This window comes from Priestia megaterium (assembly GCF_023824195.1).
In the GTDB taxonomy this organism is placed as follows: domain Bacteria; phylum Bacillota; class Bacilli; order Bacillales; family Bacillaceae_H; genus Priestia; species Priestia megaterium_D.
Window position 1 is genome coordinate 66,015 of record NZ_CP085447.1, and the last position, 23,228, is coordinate 89,242.

Sequence of the window (23,228 nt, forward strand, 5' to 3'; positions counted from 1 at the left end):
TTTGACAATAGTATTACTTTAAATCACTGCGTATAAGATATAGAGACCTAGCCCACTAAACATTCTTCTAGGAAGACTTTGTTCTGAAGAATATTGCACTTAGTCTCTTTTCATCTGTTTATACCTTTCAGGACATACCTAACGCCCAATCAACTGCTGTTTGTGCGTGTATTTCTGTTGTATCAAAGATAGGTATCGAGATATCATTCTGATTAATTAATAAGGAAATTTCAGTACAACCTAATATAGCTCCTTCTATTCCATCGTTAATTAAACCATTTAGAATGTTTTGATATGCACTTTTGGAATCTGGGTCAGTCCTTCCTAAACATAATTCTTTGTAAATAATATCATGTACAATTTGACGCTCTTTTTCACGAGGGATATTAACTTTAAGACTATGATTAGCTATAAGTCGCCCTTTATAAAAATCCTCTTCCATCGTAAACTTCGTTCCAAGCAACCCGACTCTATTAATCCCTTGGTCTTTGATTTTCTTAGCTGTGGCATCTGCAATATGTAAAATAGGAATACCAATGTGTTGCTGAATATCACTTGCCATTTTGTGCATAGTGTTTGTACAGATAACTAAAAAGTCGGCTCCACCTTTTTCGATATATTGAGCTCCTTTAATCATTAACTCTGTTGCATCACCCCATCTATCACTATGTTGCAATTTCTTTATTTCTTCAAAGTTTACAGAATACATGACACTTTTAGCAGAGTGATGTCCTCCTAACTTTCTATTTACTGTTTGATTGATAATTCTGTAATACTCGCTTGATGATTCCCAACTCATTCCACCTAATAAGCCTATTGTTTTCAATTTACTTCCCCCTTTTATAGAAAATATTACCACAAATTGAGATTTTATCAGCGTGAACATCATATGTAATTGGAGTTATCGTAATCAATATTCTTAGCTCAAAATAAACACAACCTTAAAAATTCACAGATTCCTAAGGTTTTATTTATATTCATCACTATTACAATTCCTTTGCCCTTTTTAATATGTCATCAACAAACTTCTTTTTTTTATTCGTATATGAAATAACATCATTCGGGTATTTATTTGCTAGTTCTTCTTTTAGTTTTATATACTCTAACTTTGCATCAGGAGCTGATCGTAAATAATCTCTAAAGGAAATTTGATCTAGCCACAGATTCTGGTTATAGATCATTACATGTAAAAAATGAGTGATTTTCTTTTCTTTATACTTTGCAAAAACATGCTTGCCATCTAAACTTACGGGTACTTCTATATACCCAAGTTCCTTCAATTTTTCTTTTAATTTTATAATTACATCCAAAGAGCTAACTCCAATTGCAATATCAATAATTGGTTTAGCAAATAGACCTTCAATAGATGTACTTCCCACATGTTCAATTTCAACAATAAGGTTCTTTAATTGAGAAGATAATAATTCTCTCTCCTTATCAAATAACTTACTCCATTTATCATTATAAGGTTCTAATTTTACTAAGCCACGTTCTACTCCTAACATTACAGTCTCTCCCTTCATTACCCCTATTTTCAACATAGACTCTTTATAGAGAATATTCATTTTTAGTTAACATAAAACGTATTTATCGGAAATAAAAAGCCCTAAGAAGTAAATTTTCTAGGGCTTTAAAATTTATATAACTACTCGCTTTTCCATTCTTTAAAACGTTCATTAAGCTTGTTTTTTACAATGTTATAGTTATCCAATGTATCATTTACTTCATAAACAGAGCTAACATCAGGAAATAAGTCTGCATAGTCCTCAAAATATATTCCTGACTCATAATAATCTTTGGTAAAATCGTTTCCTTCTTTACTTAACATGTCACTTGCTAGTACACCATCCCAATTCATATATATTTCTGTCCCTGATAGTAGACTTTCTTTAAACTTTGTTATTTCATTAGAGGAAACCTCTTCAAACTCCTTGCTATACAAGTTATTATCTATAACCCAACCTAAATACATTCCTGTATGTACAAATCCTTGATCTTCATCCAATCCTTCAGGAAAATCACCTTCATAATGCCATTCTGCTTTATCATAAGCCACCGTCATATATTCTCCTTCTCCTTTATCTTCCTCTGCTAGACTTGGTTCTTCATTCCCCTGAAAAATTAAGATAACAAATATTATTAGTAATATGCTTTTCAGTTTATGCAATCTATTTCTCCAATCTAATAAACTCTTGAAGATATTATATACCGATAAAATTCAAAAGAATATACTTAACATAATGTGCTTTATCGGAAATAAAAAAAGAATTTCCAATTCGATATTATCTACTCTTATATAGTAAACAATAAATTTATTGAAATGAATCTTTAAGTTCGGATGAATTAGAATAGAATTTAGCTTTTGATGATTGAACACTGCTGATAAATAGTACAATAGATACCAAAAACATTATAAATGCCCCTGAAACTACAACAAATCGTATAGATATAAGCTCAGAAGAAATACCAAAGATTGCAGTAACGATAATAATTAAAAAAGCCTCAATAAACCCGTAAATACTTACAACTCTCCCCATCATATCAACAGGTATTATTGTTTTGATAAAACGTGTAAAAACCAGTGTTAGCAAAAGCAGTAGCAAATGACGCAACAAAAACTCCTACAGCTGCTATAAAAAAAGTATTAGAAGATGTAAAAACCATATAACCTACTGTAGTTATTAAGGAGCCCATACCAATAAGCCATGAAGTAGGTGTTTTTTCAATAATTATTGCATTGGATAAAGAACTTGTTAATACTCCTGCTCCAGCAATACTGACTGAGACTCCGGCAGTGCATAATAGTTAAAAGCTAAATCCAGCAAGGCACTTGCTTCTTGACGCAGTAACAGATCTTTCGGACGGAATATAAAGGATCCGTCAGCATTGATGGAAGTATCAGGGTCTAGAATTCCTTGGGAGGCAAGTGCCAAAATCGATTGAATTGCCCAGTCATCCGCAGCATCAAGTAATTTAACTTTAATAACTTTGTCAGGTTGAATCGGTTTCATGTCATGAATTTGCTTTAAGTTTTGAATCATGGTTGCTGCGACCTCTCGTGTAATCGGAGTAGCACGGTCATACACTGGAATTCCTTTTTTAACTTTTTCCCTTGCCTCCTTGGAGTCGTCTGGAAAACCGTTCCATCCATAAGCAAGTAACAACGTATCCTCAAACTCTCCTTGTGTCATGATGTCCATCGGATTGAATAGATTACCTGTTTTAGCACCCATAATATTTAGAGCATGAAGATTATCAATGTGACTTCTATAGTTACTCTTTTGTGGAACGTCATCAAAAGGCGGTTTGTTGTTAATTTTCTGGGCATCTGCTACAAAATCAAGGCTTTTAGGAGAGTTGTAGTGAAAATATGCTATTTCTCCAGCTGAATTCTTTTTGAAAGCAACTTTGCTACCTTCCGAATCTTCAAATAACAACGGATGAATCATTTTGAGAACTTGTTTTCCAGTTCCACCCTCCATGACCAAATTCCCGTTTTCATAAGTAAAATGAGTGCGAAGCGCAGCGAAACGCGTATTTTGGAATAGGCCCAAGTATTTATGAGCTTCTTTTTCCTCTAACGGGAGATAACTTATTTTTCCTTCATTCTTCTTAGCAGGGAAATAGTGATCCATGAGAGTTTCATATATGTCTACACTCATCATTGAATCATTATTGTAAGACATGAAGAATGCTGTTTTTTGTTCTGGCACTAAAATCAGCAGTGATTGATGTCCAGGCATGCTTCCCCCTTTTATTACAACGTGTTGACCGTTAGCAAATTTATTAAAAGGCGTTTCAAATCCAATTGTCGCAACAGGAGTCGTCTTATCATCAAAAACTTGATAATCATGCATCATATCCATGCTTTTTTTACTTACAATTTCTTTGTCTTTAAACTTTCCTTTCTGTAGTTGCATAATCATGTATTTTGACATGTCTTCCGCAGTAGATAAAATGCCTCCTTGTGGTGTATCCCTTAAACCGCTCCCACTTGTTGGAATTGGATCGCCAGTGGGACCATAATGTGTAGCCATTCTTTCGAGAAGATCAGGCGTAAAGCTCATACTTGTAGATTTCATATCTAATGGTTTGAAAATATTCTTTTCCATATATTTTGAGAAAGGGGTGTTAGTAACATTCTCTACTGCAAACCCTGCGAGCGCAAATGAGACGTTGTCATACGTATAAACTTTACCTGGTGGGCGTACCACAGTTGGCATATGTTTAGAGAAAAATTCTTTCATTATTATACCGTCATTAATATATTCAGGTCCGGTTATATTCGTGAGATCGGGAAAATCTACCCCGCTGGTATAAGTGAGCATATCAAAGAGGGTAAGAGGTTTCCCTGTTTGATTAGGTATTTGTAATCCATCGAGATATTTTTGTACGTCTTGATCAAGTTTAAGCTTTCCTTTATCGACTTGCTGCATCACAGCCAAAGCAGTAAAAGTTTTCGTGACTGAACCGATTTGAAAGACCGTATCCTTAGTGACGGGGATTTTCTTTTCTTTATCGGCATATCCATATCCTTTATTGACAACGACCTTTCCATCATGAACGACTACAAAACTAGAACCGTTCACATTGTACTTCTTCATTTTTTCTTCAAATAACGGATCAGCAAAAGATTCTATTTCTTTTTTATTATTAGGTCCTTTCATCATTTGGATATTAGTCGTGGATGCCGATGGTTTTGATTTTCCTGCTTCTAACGATTGTTGGGAACATGCAGAAATCATGGTTGAAGAAGTAAGAAGAATTGCAACGATTCCCAGTTTGTTAATTGTTTGTTTCATTTTTGTACGCTCCTTTATTTGGTTGGAATTTTTTTGTTAGCGCAACAAGTTAGCTGCTCGTTAGCGTATGAACAGAGTGTAGCAAGCAGCGAGTCATAGTCGATAGTGAACTTTTGTCATATTTATAAAGAACAACAAAAAGTGAATGAATAAGACTGTATTGATAGTTATGTCATAAAAATCATGACATTTTGACACTACCGTATGTGACAGAAAAACACTTAGAATCAAGGAGCAGTTTTTAACGCATTAACAATAAATGAGGAAGGGAGATCTACATTGTGTATGTTAAAAATATAAAGAGGCGTGAAAGAGGAAACAGGTATGACCTATTTATGAAAAACAAACCAGTAACAAGAGTGTTTTAAGAAAAGGAAGTAATTTCCATAGTTAACACTTATATGGAAAAAGAGGGATTTACTTAGGACAGAACGGCGATTGTAAAAATAATAATTATGAATATGATTACGAATTTAATTTTGACCTTTTGTCATTGGTGGAGATAATAGCTGAGTGGTTAATACGAAACAGCAAGCAACTAACTATACAAGATAAATAGAGATGAGGAATACCTTATGAAAACACGTAGCAAAATTACATTTGCAAGTCTTGCCCTTTTAATAGCTGGAAGTTCCCTGTTATACACAACGCCAACCTCAATTGTAAAAGCAGAGCCTACTAAAAGTGTATCTAGTTCGTTACAAACAAGTACTCAACGAGATCGTACTGCCGTCAAGCAAGCAATGCGGGATACGCTACAACTTGGATACCCTGGGATACTTGCTAAAATTCATAAGGGTGGAAAAACGTGGAGTTATGCTGCTGGGATAGCAGATCTGGGAACCAAGAAACCGATGAAAACAGATTTTCGATTTCGCATTGGCAGTGTGACGAAGACATTCATTGCAACAGTTCTACTTCAATTAGCTGGAGAGAACCGCTTGAATCTAGACGACTCCATTGAAAAATGGTTACCTGGTGTCATTCAAGGAAACGGATATGATGGTAACCAGATTACTATCCGGCAGATATTGAATCATACAAGTGGTATCGCTGACTATGTAAATTCAAAAGACTTCGATATTATGGATACAAAAAAATCGTATACAGCTGATGAATTCGTAAAGATGGGGATTTCCCTTCCTCCAGACTTTCCCCCAGGAAAGGGATGGTCTTATTCAAACACAGGATACGTAGTACTGGGGATGCTTATTGAAAAAGTAACTGGAAACAGCTATGCGGAGGAGGTTGAAAATAGAATTATTGAACCACTTGATTTGTCAAATACATTCCTACCTGGCAATTCAAGCGTGATTCCAGGCACCAAGCATGCCCGTGGCTATTTCCAACTAGACGGAGCAAGTGAGCTAGAAGACGTTACTTATATTAACCCAGGTAGCTCGGATGGAGATATGATTTCTACTGCTGACGATTTAAACAAATTCTTCTCTTACTTACTCAGTGGTCAATTATTGAAGGAACAGCAACTAAAACAAATGCTTACTACAGTTCCTACAGGAAGAGAAGGAACCGAATATGGTCTTGGAATCTATGAAACTAAGCTTCCAAACGGTGTCTCAATATGGGGACATAGAGGTATCGTTCTAGGGTTTACCACCTTTGCTGGAGGCACACTTGGAGGCAAGCATACATTGGCCGTCAATTTGAACAGTTTTAAAGCTGATAGTCCTGATCCGTTTAAAAATATTTTACTTGCTGAATTTAGCAAGTAGGCAAAAAGGAAAACCGGATAAGTTTTGTCATAGTTTTTATAGTTTAAAATATGCCTTTCTGGTTCAAAAAACAACTTACTCTAAAAAAATTGAATAGAGCAAGTTCATAAGAACCTATTAAGAAATAAGTGAGTATTAGGAAATAGAATAAATTTATTTTAACAGTAATAAGAGAGCTAATGGTTTAAACGGAATTCCTTAGAGCATGTCAAAAATTAATAAAGAAGTATTTCAGGAGGTTTTCATGAAAAAGAAAATGATTATTGCAATTATTACTTCTGCTATAACACTGACTAATTTTGTAGGAAATACTTATGCAGATTCGAAAACAGAAGCTTCTGTTACAGCTCCCTACAATACAAATCAAATAGTGAAATGGTTAGAAGCAAATGCAAAGCCTTTAAAAACAACTAATCCAACCGCATCCCTTAATGATTTAAAACCACTTAAGAATATGGTAGGTTCAGCTTCAATTGTAGGTTTAGGTGAAGCTACGCATGGGGCTCATGAGGTTTTTACAATGAAACACCGTATTGTTAATTATTTAGTATCTGAAAAGGGCTTTGTCAACTTAGTTTTAGAAGAGGGATGGGACAGAGCTTTGGAACTTGATCAATATGTTCTTACCGGTAAGGGAAACCCAAGCCAACATCTATCACCTACATTTAACACGAAAGAAATGTTGGATCTATTTAGTTGGATTCGACAATATAATGCTAATCCAAAACATAAATCTAAAGTGCGTGTCATCGGGATGGATATTCAATCAGTAAATGAGAATGTTTATAATAATATAATAGAATATATAAAGAAAAATAATTCGGATCTTGTGCCTAGAGTAGAAGAGAAGATAAAAGGTCTTATTCCTGTAACAAAGGATATGAATACTTTTGAGAGCCTTACGGAAGAGGAAAAAGAAAAGTATGTTTCAGATGCTAAACAAATTAGTGCTTTATTAGAACAAAATAAAAGTTCTCTAAACGGGAAATCCAAAGAGTTCGCATGGATAAAACAAAATGCTCGTATTATTGAACAGTTTACTACAATGTTAGCATCACCCCCTGATAAACCATCGGATCTTTTTTTAAAACATGATATTGCAATGTATGAAAATGCGAAGTGGACTGAAGAACACTTAGGGAAAACCATAGTTTGGGGACATAACGGACACATTTCGAAAACAAATATGCTTCCTTTTATATACCCTAAAGTAGCTGGGCAGCATTTAGCAGAATATTATGGGAAACGGTATGTATCTATTGGAACATCAGTTTATGGAGGACAATATAATGTCTATAATAGCAATGGTGAATTTGGTCCATTTGGAACATTAAAATTAGATGATCTAAATAGTTATAACTACATTTTGGGACAGGTCAAAAAAGATCAATTTTTTATTGATTTACGTAAGGCGAACGGAGTGGCAAAAACTTGGTTAAACGAACAACATCCAATTTTCGCTGGAATAACTAAAGAAGGCCCTGATATACCAAAAACTGTTGATATACCATTAGGTAAAGCGTTTGATATACTTGTTCAAATTCAAAAAGTGAGTCCATCTCAACTACATCAATAAGAATCTCTTAAAATATAATACTATGTATTATTTAGTAAATAAAATGAGGGACTAAGGAATTTATAAGTATGATGCACGAAATCAAGGAATTGATTATGACACTTCGTTTCTTTCAGGAATCCTTATTATAAGGATTCCTTCTTTATATCAAAAAATCTACAAAGAAAAAAGATAAGATTGGGAACACAATCTCATTTTTAGCACAACGAGTTAGTGGCTCGTTAGCGTATGGATAGAGTGTAGCAAGAGGCGATTCATAGTCGATAGTGAACTTTTTGTCATATTTATAACGGATAACAAAAGTTGAATGGGCTAAGGCTGTATTGATAGTTATGTCATACAAACCATGACACTTTGACACTACCATATGTGACAGAAAAATACTTAGAATCAAAAAGTAGCTTTTAACGCATTAGCAATGAATGTGGAGGAGAAATTTTAATGACGAAAACATCAGCTCAAAAAACTTTGCAAGATTTTTATTTCTTGTTATTTACCTTTGTATCCGGATTCTTTTACTTTTGTTTCTATCTGGTCAGCATTACATTGGCATTAGTAATGACGATTATCTTTTTGGGTATTCCCTTGTTGGGATGGGTGCTACAAACAACACATACGTTTATTCAGTATGAACGTATTCAGACGAAGGTTTATACAGATATATCGATAGATTTATTCGAACCAAGAATAAAAGAGGAGGAAGATAGATGGATTAAAGCAAGAGATACAATCCTTAATAATAGCAACTGGAGGGCTGTTTTTTGGCTCATGCAGAAATTTTTTGTCGGAATAATGAGTCTTATATGCGCTGTTTTACTATATATAATGCCGCTAGTATGTATCGTTACCCCCTTACTTTTTCGATGTTTTAATATATACTTATTGGGCATTGCTGTGAATTCATGGGAGACGGCAATTTTTGTCATGATTGTTGGTTTCATTCTCATTTGGATACATAATCTTATTGGAAACTGCTTAGTTCGAATTATTGGAATGTACACGCGTTCCATGTTTAAAGCTATAAAGGAGTGATAACTTGTTTAAGACTTTGAAACTATGGTTTTGGTATGATTGGGCCTTACTTTGTATACGTTTTATCATTTGGCTATCATTGATATTTGCGACTATCCAACAACAAGATCATTTGACAGTACCACTTTGGATCATAATTCTTTGGGAAGTCGTTTCATTTTCAGTACCTTGGATTTGTTTAATGTTCAGTTATCGCTATTATTTGTTGACTGAAATAATATTATTTGGCGGAGTGTGTTTCTATTTAACTTTATTATTTCCGTCAGCGTATCTTGCTTTTTTAATGCCAACTTTTATGATTGCGGCAAATAGCGCTCATAAATCTTACCGCTGGTCGGGTCCTATCACAATTATTTTGTTTCCGTTGCTCATTGCGGTATTTTCCAAAGTAACAGATTTATGGGTAATCATCCCACACCTCAGTTTAGCTTTTGCTATGGGCTCTTTCTTTCGTTTACTGGCTATTAATTATCGTCAAAGTGAAACCATTCGGAACCAGAAACATGTATTGGAACAATACGTATCCCAGGTTGAACGGATTACTTTACTGGAGGAACGTAATAGGCTCTCAAAAGACTTACACGATACAATGGGGCATTCCTATACTTCAATTATTATGGGTATGGAAACATTACGTACGGAATTAAAGACTAAAGGAGGAGAGCAACAGCTCGATTCATTATTACAATTGGCCCGTAACAGTATGGAAGAAGTAAGACTGTATTTGCATCAAATGGATTTATCACAAGAGTCGCTTCCCTTACCTATCACATTACAACAATTGACAGAGGAATTTAAGAAACATACAAAGGTAAATGTACGTACTCGAATAATAGGGAAAGAGTATATGGTCTCCAAACAATTAAAAATGACACTATATCGGAGCTTGCAGGAATCACTAACAAATGCTGTTCGCCATGGGCATTCCACAGAAATTACTGTGTCACTCCACTTTGAACCACAACAGATAAGATTGGATGTACAGGATAATGGATGCGGGGCGGAAGAGTGGAAGGATGGTTTTGGATTAACTGCAATGAAAGAGCGCGTGAGTCAGTCGCAAGGAAGAGTTATTGTTTATTCCAAAAAAGGGGAAGGTACATTAATTTCATGTGTATTACCGAAACAAGTACAACTGTCTAGTGAACAAATCCGCCTGTGTATTGTCGATGATCAGTCATTTATTCGAGAAAGTCTGCATACAATTTTGGATGGGCAGGAGGATTTACAAGTAGTGGGAATGGCTGAAGATGGAGAACGGGCTATGGAATTGTGTGAAAGACTAAAGCCAGATGTAGTATTAATGGATTTAGAGATGCCTAATTTGGATGGAATTCATGCGACTAAAATAATTAAGGAACAATGGCCGGACATTCGTGTACTCATTCTGTCAACCTTTCAGAATACAAAAAGGGCTAAAGAAATCATACGAAATGGTGCGGATGGATATTTGTTGAAATCCATAGATTCACGTGAACTAGCTGACTCAATTCGTCTAGTCTATCGAGGAGGTACGATGATTAATCATGACTTGTTCCATAGAATGTGGGAAGAAAATGAAGAAATAGGATCATTTGAATCAAAATCAGATGGAAAAGAGTATGGATTAACGAAACGAGAATTAGAGATTTTGGAACTATTATCACAAGGAAGCCGTTATAAAACAATAGCTTCGAAACTTTACTTGTCAAACGGAACGGTAAGAAATTACGCCTCCAATCTCTATGAGAAGCTAGGAGTTAAAAATCGAGAAGAAGCCGTGCAAAAAGCAAAAGAAACAGGATTACTTTTGTAAGAGGGAGCGTAGTCAACTGCTAGGATACGTAAATAATTCTATATTTAAGAGCTATATTTTAAAAAGTGTAATTTGAATGTCTCTATTTGGGATCCACCTAATAAATATGGCTTTTTTTAGAGAAAAATGTTACTATCTATACAGGAATATAATTCCATAATGATATCCCAAAAGCTATCTCACTCCATCACTAAACTACTATTAGTAAAAAGGAGGTAGCTTTTTTGTTTTGTTAACGATAATAATTACTTTTACATCTTGTAATAGATTTAAATATCTTGTCCGTAAAAGTATACCTTTGTAGTAACATGAAAGTCGCAGTAAAAGAAAGAACTGTCAATTAATAATTCATACTCCGTCATTTAGAAGTGTAATATTTTGTAGAAAAAATGTAATTTTGTCTACACTAGGTGTAAAAGTAAAACCATAAATATATTATTTATACTTTAGTATATATATCTTATTTTAAGTAACTGTAAAATAATGATTATTATGGATGATGCCCTTTCCGGAGGTTAAACAAGTAACAGGCTAAGGCAAGCGAGCTGTCAATTTTCTTTCTAAAAGAAGATTGACACACATTGATTACATGTGTAGTATTGTATTACACGTGTAATCAATGTGTCGAGAAAGGAGAAGTTGACTATATTTATTAAAAAGAATTTTAATAGAGATTAAACTTCAAAGAGAGTGTGACGTATATGTGGAATAAAAAAAAACTAAACTTCTTACTATTATAGGTCTTACTATCATAGTACTCGTTAGCTCCATAGTGTATATATATTTTACTGGTAAAATGAGGCGAGAATATAATAATGCATCAGCTGTTGTAGAGAGTTTTACAGAAAAACTTACAACACAGAATTTTAATAGTTTATCTGAAGATATTTCTATCGATTCATTAAGAAACAATAATTTAACACCAGAAAAATACAATGAAAAGTACAGGAACATCTTTTTAGGTATTCATGCAAAAAATATAAAAGTAACTGATTTAAATATTAAAAGGCATAAGCCAACAGGAAGATACACATTTTCTTATAATCTGACCATGGATACAAGTTTAGGAAAGATGAAAAGGCAATCTTACCACGGTTTCCTAATAAAAAAAGATAAAGAATGGAAAATACAGTGGAAGCCTAACTTAATTTTCCCCACGATGCAGCAAGGGGATCGAGTTAAGTTTGTGACACAAGTCGCTACAAGAGGAAAGATTTTAGATCGAAACGGCCGCAATTTGGCTGAAAATGGATATGTTCAAGAGATGGGGATTATTCCTATACGGTTGGGATTAGGAAAAGAAAAAGAGCAGGCTATTCATCATATAAGTAAGGAATTTTCTATCTCTAAAGAGGATATTCTAAAAAAATTAAATCAGAGATGGGTAAGGGAAGACAGTTTTGTGCCATTAAAGGTACTAGAAAATAATACACTTTCTAATACTTCTACTGTAAAGGGAGTAATCTATTCTAGGAAAGAAGTACGGATATATTCACTTAATGAAGCAGCTGCTCACTTAATAGGCTACGTAGGGAAGGTAAGTGCAGAGGATATACAGAGGCATCCTTCTTACTCTGAAGGAGAATACATTGGAAAATCTGGCCTGGAATATACCTATGATAAAGAGTTGCGCGGGAAAAATGGTGGAGAAATTCGGATTGTTAACTCACAAACAGGGCGAGAAACGGTACTGCAGTCTTTAAGTAAAAAGGATGGGAAAGATATTCGTACAACCATTGATGCTGGGCTGCAACAAAAAACATATGATCAATTAAATGGTGAAATTGGAGCTTCTGCAATTATGAATCCACAGACAGGAGATTTATTAGCTTTAGTGAGTACTCCTTCATATGATCCTAATCTAATGACTAGGGGTATTTCGTCTGAACAATATGCGGAGTATAGCGAAGATCCAAGGCTCCCTTTTCTAGCTAGATATGCTACTCGCTACGCACCTGGTTCTACATTCAAAACAATTACTGCAGCAGTAGGGTTAGAAACTGGTGTTACAAAACCAGGAGAAAAACGTCAAATATCTGGACTAGAATGGAAAAAAGATACCTCATGGGGTAATTACTTTGTGAAGAGAGTACATGAAGTAGACCAAGTGAATATGATAGATGCTCTTGTGCATTCAGATAATATTTTCTTTGCACAAGAAGCACTTAAGATAGGTAAAGAGCGATTTGAAAAGGGTGTAATGAAATTTGGTTTCAATAAGGACCTTTCTTTACCTTTCAGTATGAAAGAAGCACAAGTATCTAATAAAGGAATCTCGTCAGAAGTTCTTTTAGCAGACTCAGCCTATGGCCAAGGGGAGATGCTATTATCCCCTATACAACAGGCAATGGCCTATTCACCATTTGCAAATGGAGGAAAACTAATTTATCCAAAATTAATTAATAATCAAAAAACTCTTATTCCTAAAAGAATTATAGAAAAGAATACCGCAAACACTATTAAACAAGCTCTTCATGAGGTGGTTTCACGGCCAGATGGGACAGCACACTCTTTACAAATCAAGGGGCAATCTATAGCTGCAAAAACAGGAACGGCTGAGTTGAAGAAAAAGAAAGGAACAAACGGGATAGAAAATGGTTTCTTATTTGCATTTGATGACAAACACTCTAATTATGTAGTTGTGAGTATGATCGAGAATGTAAAAGGAAGAGGCGGAAGCTCCTATGTTGTTCAAAAAATGAAACCTGTTATTGAATCCTTCTATCAAAAGTAATAAATAAGTTTTTTAAGAAAGAGGTTAGATATTAATGAAATCATGGAACACAGTCTTTAGGCCTTTAAAATTTAAAAAAATTGTACCTGCATTACTTCTCACATGTGTAACGCTTGCAGGATGTTCAGAGGGTAATGACCAATCCGTTCAAGCTAAACAAAAAAATCAAGAGTCTGTAATTAAACATCATTTTGTCAAACTTGAGGATAAATTTGATGCGAGACTAGGCGTCTTTGCTTTAGATACTAGTACAAATCAAACAGTTACCTATCGAGCAGATGAGCGTTTTATATATGCATCCACCAGTAAAGCTCTAGCTGTAGGAGCACTTTTACAACAGAAAACAATAGATGATCTTAACCAAAGGATTACCTATACCCAAGATGATCTTGTCAATTATAATCCGATTACAGAAAAGCATGTTGATACAGGAATGACTCTTAAAGAGCTTTGTGATGCTGCTCTTCGGTATAGTGACAATACTGCCATGAATCTCATACTGAAGCAAATAGGTGGACCGAATGGATTAGAGAAATCACTAAGAGACGTTGGAGACAATGTTACTATGCCTGAGCAATTTGAACCTGAGTTAAACGATGTTAAACCAGGAGAAACCCATGATACTAGTACACCAAGGGCACTTGCTACAAGCCTTCAATCCTTCACATTAGGGGACGCACTTCCAGTTGAAAAACGTGGACTTCTAATAGATTGGATGAAGAGAAATACCACTGGCGATTCATTAATTAGGGCTGGGGTGCCAAAAGGTTGGGTGGTAGCTGATAAAACTGGAGCAGGCTCATACGGAACGCGAAATGATATTGCCATTATTTGGCCACCAAAAGGAGATCCTATTATGCTTGCTATACTGTCTAGTCGAGATAAAAAAGATGCTAATTATAATGACAAACTTATTGCTGAGGCAACAAAGGAAGTAATTAATGCTTATCAAGCCAATCACAAATAGAAAATGATAATAATCTTAATTAATAATTAAAATCCCTATCTAATCTAAATAGAAAAAATACTGTTCCTCAGGGAACTGACCAAAAAAGTTAGACGATTATCTATCCAGCAAATAAGGATTGAATTCTGTATTATACAGAGCTCAATCCTTTTAATTTATTCGTTTTCGCAATAGATAATATAAGACTTATTATGATGTCGATGTTAATGTCATAAGGCTTAGTCAGAACAATACTAAATGTTTCATTTGTATTTTTATGATAAGTACTCTTTTAATAAAGTGTAGGTTTTAGTATGAAAAGGAAAAGAGAAAAGTACCAGATTCCTTATCGTGTGAATTTAATTTTCTTAGTTGTATTTGTGCTATTTTCAGTACTGATTTTACGGCTAGGACTTATTCAAATTGTATATGGTGAGAATTATAGTAGAAAAGTAGAAAAAGCACAGAATGCTCCTGCTGATAAGCCACAGATAGCAGTAGCCGTTGCTGTACCATCTGCATTTCAGCCAAATATACCAAATACTATTACAAAAGAGCTTGCTCGATCTGCGCTTGATACGTATTTTGATTTGAAGAAAAAAGGCGAACAGGGAGTGAAAAATCAAGAAGAAAAACAAAAGGAAGTTATTGCTAATGATGTAGATTAACAAGTATAAAAAAGCGCTGAATAATCAGCGCTTTTTACTAACCCCTTTTTAAAGTAAGCCTAGTTATATTAAATAAAAAGCACACCTCGGTGTGCTTTTTACGAGTTTATCTAGTAGAAAAAGTTCCGCACATTATAAATGTGTTACAAAAAGCCCACTAACATAAATGGGATAAGGAACCAATCTAATTTTCGTCTTCTACTAACTTCCTTTAATTCGCTCTTCTAAGATTTTTTAGACTTCTCATCCAAAATGGAGCGTAATTCTTTAATATCCTCTCCAGACAAGGGCTCCTCCTGGATGAACTGAACCAACATTGACTTCAGCGTCCCACCATAAATTCGCTTAATAAAAGACTGTGCCTCGGCTTGCTGACATTCATCCTGCGAATAAAGTGGAAAAAAAGTATACACTCTCTGATTTTTATTTACACCGACCACCTTTTTTTGGACCAGACGATCTAAAAGAGTGCGTACTGTTTTCGGCTTCCAATCCGTTTGCTCTTGTAAGGAGAAAGTCACTTCGTTGGCTGTTTGGGGAGCCTTTTCCCAAAGTACGTTCATGACTTCCCATTCTGCTTCTGAGATGCTGGGGACTTTTTTAGACACTCTTATCCTCCTCCTTTGATTACATACGTAATATATTCAATTAATTGATTTATAATATAGAGAAGTCAACCTCCTTTTCCAATTCGGCTAAATGAAAGTTATCCAGTTTTTCACTTCCTCAGCAAACGCTTAATATATTCCTTTATTCCTCAGAATAGATAACGTTATTTCTGCTGCCTTACTTCCGTTGCTGTTATCTTCATTTTGTATATTAGTTGCAAAGAAATAAGTGTCCTCTTTGGTCTCTACATATCCGATAAACCAACCATTCGTATCTTTATTGTTTACGGTACCTGTACCAGTTTTTCCAGATAATAATGAACCATCTTTAGATTCTAATTTAATAGCATCTTTAACAGCTTGAATGTTTTTGTCTTGAAATCCATGCTGATTTATATAAAAAGCTTTTAATAATTGTACTTGTTCTATAGGAGATATCTTTAGAGAAGACTCTAACCAATATTGACCTGGTCCACCAGACAGATTTTGATTTCCATAGCCTATACTCTTCAGATAGAATTGTATATCGCTCTGATTCGTCATTTTATCCAACCTTTGGAAGTACCAGTTTACCGAATTCTTCATTGCTGAATCTAAATTCTGATCTGCATTCCAAGAGGTATAAGGATACCGAATTCCGTTCCATTTCATTGTAGAATTGTCAACCGTTATTATATTTTTTTCTAGCCCAAATAAAGCACTATAAATCTTATAAGTAGAATCAGGCGAAACTCTTAGCGTACTGTTACTCTTATTATAGATACTATACTTATTGGCTTGCAAATCATATAACACAAAGCTTCCTTCATATTTTGAAAAATACCTACTCAAATCCTCATATACTGTCCGTTCACTTTTAAAATGGTAGCGATTATTATCATCAGCCATTACAGAAATGAGTGGAATTTGACTTGCAACAAATACTCCCATAAGCATAAAGATAGCTATACTCTTTATCTTCAACAACTTTGATTCAATCGTAAAAGATGCAATTCTTTCAATTCGTCTTTTTATTTGCTCCTTAGAACCATTCAACTCATTGGCTAAAGCGAGATTCTTCGGTAGTGATACTCTGTCCACAAAATTAATGATCGCATCCCCATATTCTGTATAACAACACTCATCTAAAGATTTTAAAACAGCACTATCACAAGCTATCTCACGATCCAATCTCATCTTCCTAAAAGCAATCCAAACAAGAGGATTGAACCAGTATAAAATTTGATAAATGACGATTAGGTAATTTGTTGCCATATCTTTATGTTTATAGTGGTTCAATTCATGTAAAAAAATGTATTCAATGTCTTTCATAGACAGCCATTCGTCAAAATGAACCGGCAATACAACATAAGTTTTAAAAAGACCGAACATCATAGGGGATTTGACAAGAGGCGATTCCCCCACCATCAATTTTTTCGATACACCTAAACGGTTCTTGCACTGTTCAAATAAAATTAGAACTTCTTTCGTTTTCAGTACAGATGTAGTGTCTTTAATTTTCTTTATCTTTAACCAAGCATTTATGAACAGAACAGACAAAACTAACACCCCTACAATCCATGTACCTGCTAAAATTATATTCAGGGATTCTAAACTGGGGTGGTTTACAGATATCGTAAAGTCCTGCATCCAATTTCCGTTTTTTAAATTATGGTCACTGACAGAGATATTAGAAGAGCTTGTTCCATTGATCTGATTAAGATCCAATAAAGTAAAGTAATTTCCAAAATTAAATAAATGATTCGGTATAAAAGGAAGAGTTAATGCAGCCAACACCAAAAACCATAGATTATATTGCCATTTCGCTGATAGTTGTTTTTGGAACACTTTTTTAATGACCATAATAACTCCAATGGTAAAAGAAGAAATTATGAAACTTATTACAAAATGAGTAAAGAACATACTATTCGTCTCCGTTTCTAAATCTTTCACTGTAATAGTTTACATTATTTTGTAGTTGTTTTCCAAAAAAATTATAACCTTATATTCTTTTACTAAGATTTATTGTTGATAATCTTCTATTTAAAGGATAAGGTAAAATGCTAAAGTTTAACACATAAATTTTAGCATTTTACCTTATCAGTTTATCAATCTACCAATTTTTTGTGAACAAGTAAATAGGAATTGAATGGAATCAAGAGTTCTAGTGTGAAAATATTTTCTGATGTATAAATTGATTTTTAATCATTATCCTCTTTATCGCTTACTAATCCATTAATGAAGAGAATAAGCAGTGTTGATATTATGCAAATAAAGATCAAACAACCATTTTTATGAGCTTTTTTAAGAGGTAAGTTTCAACACAATTTTCATTTGGCCACTTATAATAAAGATAATAAAGAATTAAAAATATCGGAAAAATTATATTATAAAAAATCTGGGTGTGTTTAACCGAATTTTTCATAACGAATAAACTTCCATATTCTAAGTAAACTACTCAAGACGTTCTGCAACGTCAGATAACCGGTGATTACCATTCATGAAACAGAAAAACCTACCTTTCCAACTCCAAGGTAGGTTTTTCTGTTTTTAAGGTGTATACGATATACATTTTTAGTTAACATAATCACTCTTTCCGGAACATACCAAAAAAAAGAACCCTTGTCGCAGAACGATTCCGCCGAGGATTCTTTTTCCGGAGTATGCATCTTTTTATACACCCTTGATTTCTCAACGTTCTATCCAAGGACACTAGCAAAATATGATGTATAAAAAGTGCACCTTTTATACATATGCTTGCAAGCAAAAATATAGTATTTATGACAAAAATATAATATTATTTACTGGCGGTTATATTTTGGTACTTTATAATTGTGATTCCTAAAACAAAGCAACCTCACTCCAATGACCTCGGAATGAGGTTGCTTTTACTTTTCGTATATTAAGAACAAAAACTAATCAGTTGAAGTAATCTCCTCTAATTCATTCAATAATTGATCAACTAATTCACTGATTAATGTCGAATAAAAAAGAACTTCCATCTAGGGGGTTCTTTTTAAAAGAAAGAATCTCAAAAATTATACGAGGGAAAATTTCCATGTTTTAGTAAATCGTAAGATTGGGGGTACAATTAATGAAGAACATGTTCTGTGAAGAGAGCGTGTTAACAAATGAGGCTTCTGTAGAACATTATTTTGTTAATAGGTTAATTTCTGAATTGGATTATAATGATGATCAAGTATTAATAAAACCAAATATTGACGAAATACAGATTTCCTTAGGAAGCAATAAGGTGTGGTATAAGCCAGACTACATTTTTAAACGTTATGATGGAACAATGTGGATAATCGAGGCAAAATCACCCAAGGAGATCAATTTAAAAAATCATATTGGTCAGGGTGCAAGCTATTGTTTAATGATTAATGGCGGGCATGAGAAAAGGAACCCTACAGAGTATTTTGTTATTACTAATGGTTTAAAAACCCTTTTATATAGATGGGATTGCCATAATGCTCCCTTGATCGAATTGAATTTTGAAGATATTTGCGAAGGGAATCCCAAATTTCAAAGGTTTAAGAAATTGCTTTCACAAAATTCTATTAAATTGGATATTGAAGTTAATCCAATTTCCTTTAAGAAGAAAATCATAGACCCTATGTGTGGTAGTGCTAGATTTTTACTAAATAGTTACACAGATAATAAAGATCTAGAGAATGTTAATGGTTACACAGATATATCTCGTGTACATTTGTTTATGGAAGAAAAGTTAGAAGAGAATTTTTTTGAGGATAACATATTTGATAATGATGTTACAGTTATCGAAGGAACAGATGGAAGTAGTATAAGTATAATACCCAAGAAAATTTTTGCAGATGTCATTATGGCCGACTTTAGAGGGGAGAAGATTTATAATCAAGAGAGAGAGAGTAAACTATCCATTTTGAACAAACAAGAATATGACCTCAAAATAAGTACAGAGTTAAAAATCATACTTTTCGAGGAACTTTGTAGTTTGCTTAAAAATGGTGGAATTTTGTCATTAATACTTAATAAGGGTTTTTTAGAAGAAGAGAATAGTAAGGAGGTAAGAGATTTTATTTATCAAAAGTTTAATCTTATCTCCCATCTACCATATATTCTAATTGATAATGACCCTAATGTTAATTTATCTATATTAGCTTTGGAGAAAAAGTAATTTAACTTGATTTTTTATCTGTCCACTTTTTTTAATCAATTTTATAGAACATATTTCCTTTCTAGTTGAACATAGATAAAAAATAACATGCTTAGAATATTATTTTGCTTTCTTTATACTTACATTTACAATCTGTTTTATCGTTCCTAATAAATAGTGCAAACTGAGGAATTAGGTTGAATTTGAGATAATAAAAATCCGTCCACACATTTAAGTTTTTATTAGTTTAAAGTGAGCTACAAGAAAGAAAAAGAGGGGATGCCCCTCTCTCATTTTCTCTTCTATAAAGATTGATAATAATATTTAATTTTGTCTGCCATAAGTTTTCGGCGTTCCTCTAGAAATTCTTCATACTGTGTTGCATCCATTTGGAAGATAGATACTGGAATACTGTTTGCTTTTAAGTTTTTCATCAACTCATCTTTCTCTACAATTTCTCCATACTTTAATATCTTAGTCTGACATTGTTCAGTGAGAGATTCCATATAATTTTCTGGAGCTCTGTCCCCAATCGCAATATTAATTTCCTGCTGAATAATAGCGTAGTTAGCAATCTGATTGTACTGATTTTTGTTTGCATATCCATTTCTTTGAAGATACTTACGTGGGAAAATGTGGTGCACATCTCCTCGTCCTTCAATCAAATACCGTACTTCAGTTTCTTTAGATAGAAATGCTTTTTCATTATTTTTTACTTGCGCCATTATATATAAGTTAAAATATGGACTGCTTGTAACCGGCGTATTGAGACGTGAAATTAAAATATTTTCCCAAAATGCAGCAGATAGTTCTCCACTTTCAGTATGTTGTAAGTAATCTATCGGGTTTTGCGCGTTTTTAAATCGTCGTGCATCAAATTCAAACATTGATTCAGGGGAACCAGAATATCGTTTGGTTAATATGGAAAGAACTAGCCAACGCCGTACAATTTTTGAGATTTCGCCCTTATTTATTCCACGTTCTTTGAGCAAAAGGTAAAGAATATAACCGAAGTTGAGCACATTTTGTGATCGAATCATCTTTTTATGGATGATACCCGTAGATTTTACAATCATGATGTAACGCTTAAAGTTTGTCTCATTTATAAATTCCAATACGCCTTCTTCCAGCTTATTAAAAGAATCTTCGGCAATTACTTCTTTATATTCACGTGTAGAAAAATCACGTCCAGATAATAAACTTACAAGATCAGCAAGTTTACCTCGAAGAAATTTATGTGTAAATGCTACACGAAGCAAATCAGAGTAATCAGGTACATACAATTTTTCTATGTAGTCTTTAATCCATTTTAACTTTGGAAAATAATGAGTTCTAGAGAAATCCGTGTCATTTTGCTCGATTAGCTGAAAATCCCCCGGACGCTTCGCCAGGTGACAGAAGTAATCAATAGTTTTACGGATATTAATACCGTTATAAGTTTCGTTTACAGCGATTTTTGACATTGCAAAGTCAGCTTGACTTAATACAACGCCTTGCGAGTTAATACGAATAAAAATTTCTGTCACCGTTTCAATGTCCAATTCATGTGATAACTCAATGATACCCAAATTACTGTAACGAATTCTCAGTAAGCGATCTATTTTATTTGCCACTTCATCGAAATCACTAATATTATTTTTTTTACAGTATTCCATCACGAATTGAAATGTTGGGTATTTTTGTGCGAAGAATGCTGAAATGTCTGGAATCCACAAAGAGTCCTTCTCAATAGCTGGATTGAGAACCTCAAATCTTTCTTCAGTTGGGTGAAATGCAATGCGGATTCGTTTCTTCTGATAGTCAGACATGACAACATGTTCTCCTAGCAAAGCAGCAGTTAGTGCTGTAATACGCTGTTGTCCATCAATTAAAATCTTTTTTCCTTCTGAACGTGTGCCGTCCTTTAAATTTGTATCAGGACTGCGCCATGTAATGATATATCCAACTGGAAATCCTTTATATAGAGAATCCATCAAATCTCGAACTTTTGATGAATCCCAGACGAACGGTCGCTGAATTTCGGGTATTGCAATTTCCCCATCTCTAATCCAACTTAAGATGCTTTCGATTGAGCTATTGTTTACTTCATATCTTGGTTTCACATGTTCCCTCCTAATGTCCTTACATTATTAATCTCGTCTAGGAAATATATATTTTAATGAGATTTTATAGGTGTATCACTCATTCATAACTCATTTTAAAATAGATTAGTTTTCTATTAGAGTGACATTATTGTAATTACCCTTAAAAGGTGAAAAAACACATCTAAATAAGCTTTGAGTTGATTGCTCTCATACATATCTGATGAGATATTGGCTGAAGTGTTTATGGATCAAGTCCTCATTTGTCGTCAGGTAGAGTAAAGAGTTAAACTAATAATTTACATAAAATACTTAACTATTTACTTATATATTTAAGTCGGTTTTATACAGGTTGTAAATAACTTGAATATGTTATATTTCTAATTAATACATCAGGTTAAAATGAAAAAACTGAATGATTTAACAATTTCCATTATAATTCTTCCATACAACCTTTATTTATAACCTTATCATATTGAAATATCTTCCCTCGCCTAAAATGCAATATATTACTAATGAAAACAATAAAAAGCATATTGTACACTTAATGGGTATGTAAGTAATATTTTATGGAGGTTTTAAATTGAAAACTACCGGCATCGTTAGGAAACTTGACAACCTGGGAAGAGTAGTCTTACCCATCGAACTAAGAAGAACATTAAATATTAAAAAGGACGAACCTGTTGAAATTTTTGTAGAGAATGAGAACATTGTGTTGAAAAAATATTTACCTAATTTAGCTTGTAAAGTGACAGGTGAAGTTTCTGAAGATAATCTCATCTTGGCAAAAGGAAAAGTAATTCTAAGCCGTGAAGGAGTAAAGCAACTGCTTAGAGAGTTAGAAGTAAAGATATAACTCAAATATGAAGAATGAGAGCAGACTCTTTTCGACTTTCATACCTTGTCTTTTAATTAAAATCTCTGTCCGACCATTTTGAGTAAGAATACTGTAAAGTATCTTCTATGATAAATATGTTTAAAAAGATGGGAAAACAATGGTTTTATTAATGAGATTGTTGTTTTCTTCTTTATATCCTTTATGAGTAATGTTTATTTATATAGAAATCTACAGCTTTTAACTTTGTTTCAAATGTGTGTTTTGACAAAAAAACACCCCAATTATTAGAGTTTTATTGTCT

At 33.8% G+C, this 23,228-nt stretch carries 15 protein-coding genes and 2 pseudogenes; 9 read left to right on the top strand and 8 right to left on the bottom strand.

The window, feature by feature from the left end:
- Nucleotides 1-127 precede the first annotated feature (127 nt).
- The 5 genes and pseudogenes from LIS78_RS30010 to LIS78_RS30030 form a co-directional block, all read right to left on the bottom strand.
- Nucleotides 128-826 carry an aspartate/glutamate racemase family protein gene (locus tag LIS78_RS30010; protein ID WP_055991101.1) on the bottom strand — a complete coding sequence of 233 codons (699 nt, stop codon included), beginning with the start codon at nucleotides 824-826 and terminating at the stop codon, nucleotides 128-130.
- Nucleotides 827-986: 160 nt separating this feature from the next.
- Nucleotides 987-1,505: a GrpB family protein gene (locus LIS78_RS30015; protein ID WP_055991098.1), complete on the bottom strand. Its 519-nt coding sequence runs from the start codon at nucleotides 1,503-1,505 to the stop codon at nucleotides 987-989.
- A 140-nt stretch (nucleotides 1,506-1,645) separates the two neighbouring features.
- Nucleotides 1,646-2,062: a DUF7832 domain-containing protein gene (locus LIS78_RS30020; RefSeq protein WP_252285685.1), complete on the bottom strand. Its 417-nt coding sequence runs from the start codon at nucleotides 2,060-2,062 to the stop codon at nucleotides 1,646-1,648.
- Nucleotides 2,063-2,312: 250 nt separating this feature from the next.
- Nucleotides 2,313-2,790: pseudogene (locus LIS78_RS30025) on the bottom strand (MFS transporter); the annotation flags it as partial.
- On the bottom strand, nucleotides 2,754-4,802 hold the full coding sequence (locus LIS78_RS30030) for a serine hydrolase domain-containing protein (protein ID WP_055991095.1): 2,049 nt from the start codon (nucleotides 4,800-4,802) through the stop codon (nucleotides 2,754-2,756). The pseudogene LIS78_RS30025 and the gene LIS78_RS30030, both read right to left, overlap by 37 nt.
- A gap of 575 nt (nucleotides 4,803-5,377) precedes the next feature.
- Between LIS78_RS30030 and LIS78_RS30035 the strand changes: the two genes are divergently transcribed.
- The 7 genes and pseudogenes from LIS78_RS30035 (at nucleotide 5,378) to LIS78_RS30065 (ending at nucleotide 15,286) form a co-directional block, all read left to right on the top strand.
- Nucleotides 5,378-6,535: a serine hydrolase domain-containing protein gene (locus LIS78_RS30035; RefSeq protein ID WP_055991092.1), complete on the top strand. Its 1,158-nt coding sequence runs from the start codon at nucleotides 5,378-5,380 to the stop codon at nucleotides 6,533-6,535.
- A 244-nt stretch (nucleotides 6,536-6,779) separates the two neighbouring features.
- Nucleotides 6,780-8,111: an erythromycin esterase family protein gene (locus LIS78_RS30040; protein WP_055991089.1), complete on the top strand. Its 1,332-nt coding sequence runs from the start codon at nucleotides 6,780-6,782 to the stop codon at nucleotides 8,109-8,111.
- A gap of 441 nt (nucleotides 8,112-8,552) precedes the next feature.
- Nucleotides 8,553-9,143: a sensor domain-containing protein gene (locus tag LIS78_RS30045; protein ID WP_055991086.1), complete on the top strand. Its 591-nt coding sequence runs from the start codon at nucleotides 8,553-8,555 to the stop codon at nucleotides 9,141-9,143.
- A 4-nt stretch (nucleotides 9,144-9,147) separates the two neighbouring features.
- Nucleotides 9,148-10,938: a helix-turn-helix transcriptional regulator gene (locus tag LIS78_RS30050; protein ID WP_252285655.1), complete on the top strand. Its 1,791-nt coding sequence runs from the start codon at nucleotides 9,148-9,150 to the stop codon at nucleotides 10,936-10,938.
- Nucleotides 10,939-11,659: 721 nt separating this feature from the next.
- Nucleotides 11,660-13,672: pseudogene (gene pbp4, locus LIS78_RS30055) on the top strand (penicillin-binding protein PBP4(5)); the annotation flags it as partial.
- Nucleotides 13,673-13,706: 34 nt separating this feature from the next.
- On the top strand, nucleotides 13,707-14,639 hold the full coding sequence (bla, locus tag LIS78_RS30060) for a class A beta-lactamase (RefSeq protein ID WP_055991077.1): 933 nt from the start codon (nucleotides 13,707-13,709) through the stop codon (nucleotides 14,637-14,639).
- Between the two features lie 293 nt (nucleotides 14,640-14,932).
- The gene (locus LIS78_RS30065) at nucleotides 14,933-15,286 is read left to right on the top strand and encodes a hypothetical protein (RefSeq protein ID WP_055991075.1); all 354 of its coding nucleotides are present in this window, start codon (nucleotides 14,933-14,935) and stop codon (nucleotides 15,284-15,286) included.
- 224 nt (nucleotides 15,287-15,510) lie between these two features.
- On the opposite strand, the gene blaI is transcribed toward LIS78_RS30065, so the two are convergent.
- Together blaI and LIS78_RS30075 are read right to left on the bottom strand one after the other, a co-directional pair.
- On the bottom strand, nucleotides 15,511-15,894 hold the full coding sequence (blaI, locus tag LIS78_RS30070) for a penicillinase repressor BlaI (protein WP_055991072.1): 384 nt from the start codon (nucleotides 15,892-15,894) through the stop codon (nucleotides 15,511-15,513).
- 129 nt (nucleotides 15,895-16,023) lie between these two features.
- The gene (locus tag LIS78_RS30075; protein WP_055991069.1) at nucleotides 16,024-17,796 is read right to left on the bottom strand and encodes a BlaR1 family beta-lactam sensor/signal transducer; all 1,773 of its coding nucleotides are present in this window, start codon (nucleotides 17,794-17,796) and stop codon (nucleotides 16,024-16,026) included.
- 1,171 nt (nucleotides 17,797-18,967) lie between these two features.
- On the opposite strand from LIS78_RS30075, the gene LIS78_RS30080 reads away from it, so the two are divergent.
- The gene (locus LIS78_RS30080; protein ID WP_252285656.1) at nucleotides 18,968-20,029 is read left to right on the top strand and encodes a type I restriction enzyme HsdR N-terminal domain-containing protein; all 1,062 of its coding nucleotides are present in this window, start codon (nucleotides 18,968-18,970) and stop codon (nucleotides 20,027-20,029) included.
- 281 nt (nucleotides 20,030-20,310) lie between these two features.
- Here the strand turns inward: LIS78_RS30080 and LIS78_RS30085 are convergent, their stop codons facing one another.
- Complete coding sequence (locus tag LIS78_RS30085) at nucleotides 20,311-22,110, bottom strand: GmrSD restriction endonuclease domain-containing protein (RefSeq protein WP_252285657.1); 1,800 nt, start codon at nucleotides 22,108-22,110, stop codon at nucleotides 20,311-20,313.
- 562 nt (nucleotides 22,111-22,672) lie between these two features.
- Between LIS78_RS30085 and LIS78_RS30090 the strand changes: the two genes are divergently transcribed.
- Nucleotides 22,673-22,945: an AbrB/MazE/SpoVT family DNA-binding domain-containing protein gene (locus LIS78_RS30090; RefSeq protein ID WP_252285658.1), complete on the top strand. Its 273-nt coding sequence runs from the start codon at nucleotides 22,673-22,675 to the stop codon at nucleotides 22,943-22,945.
- Nucleotides 22,946-23,228: the final 283 nt, after the last annotated feature.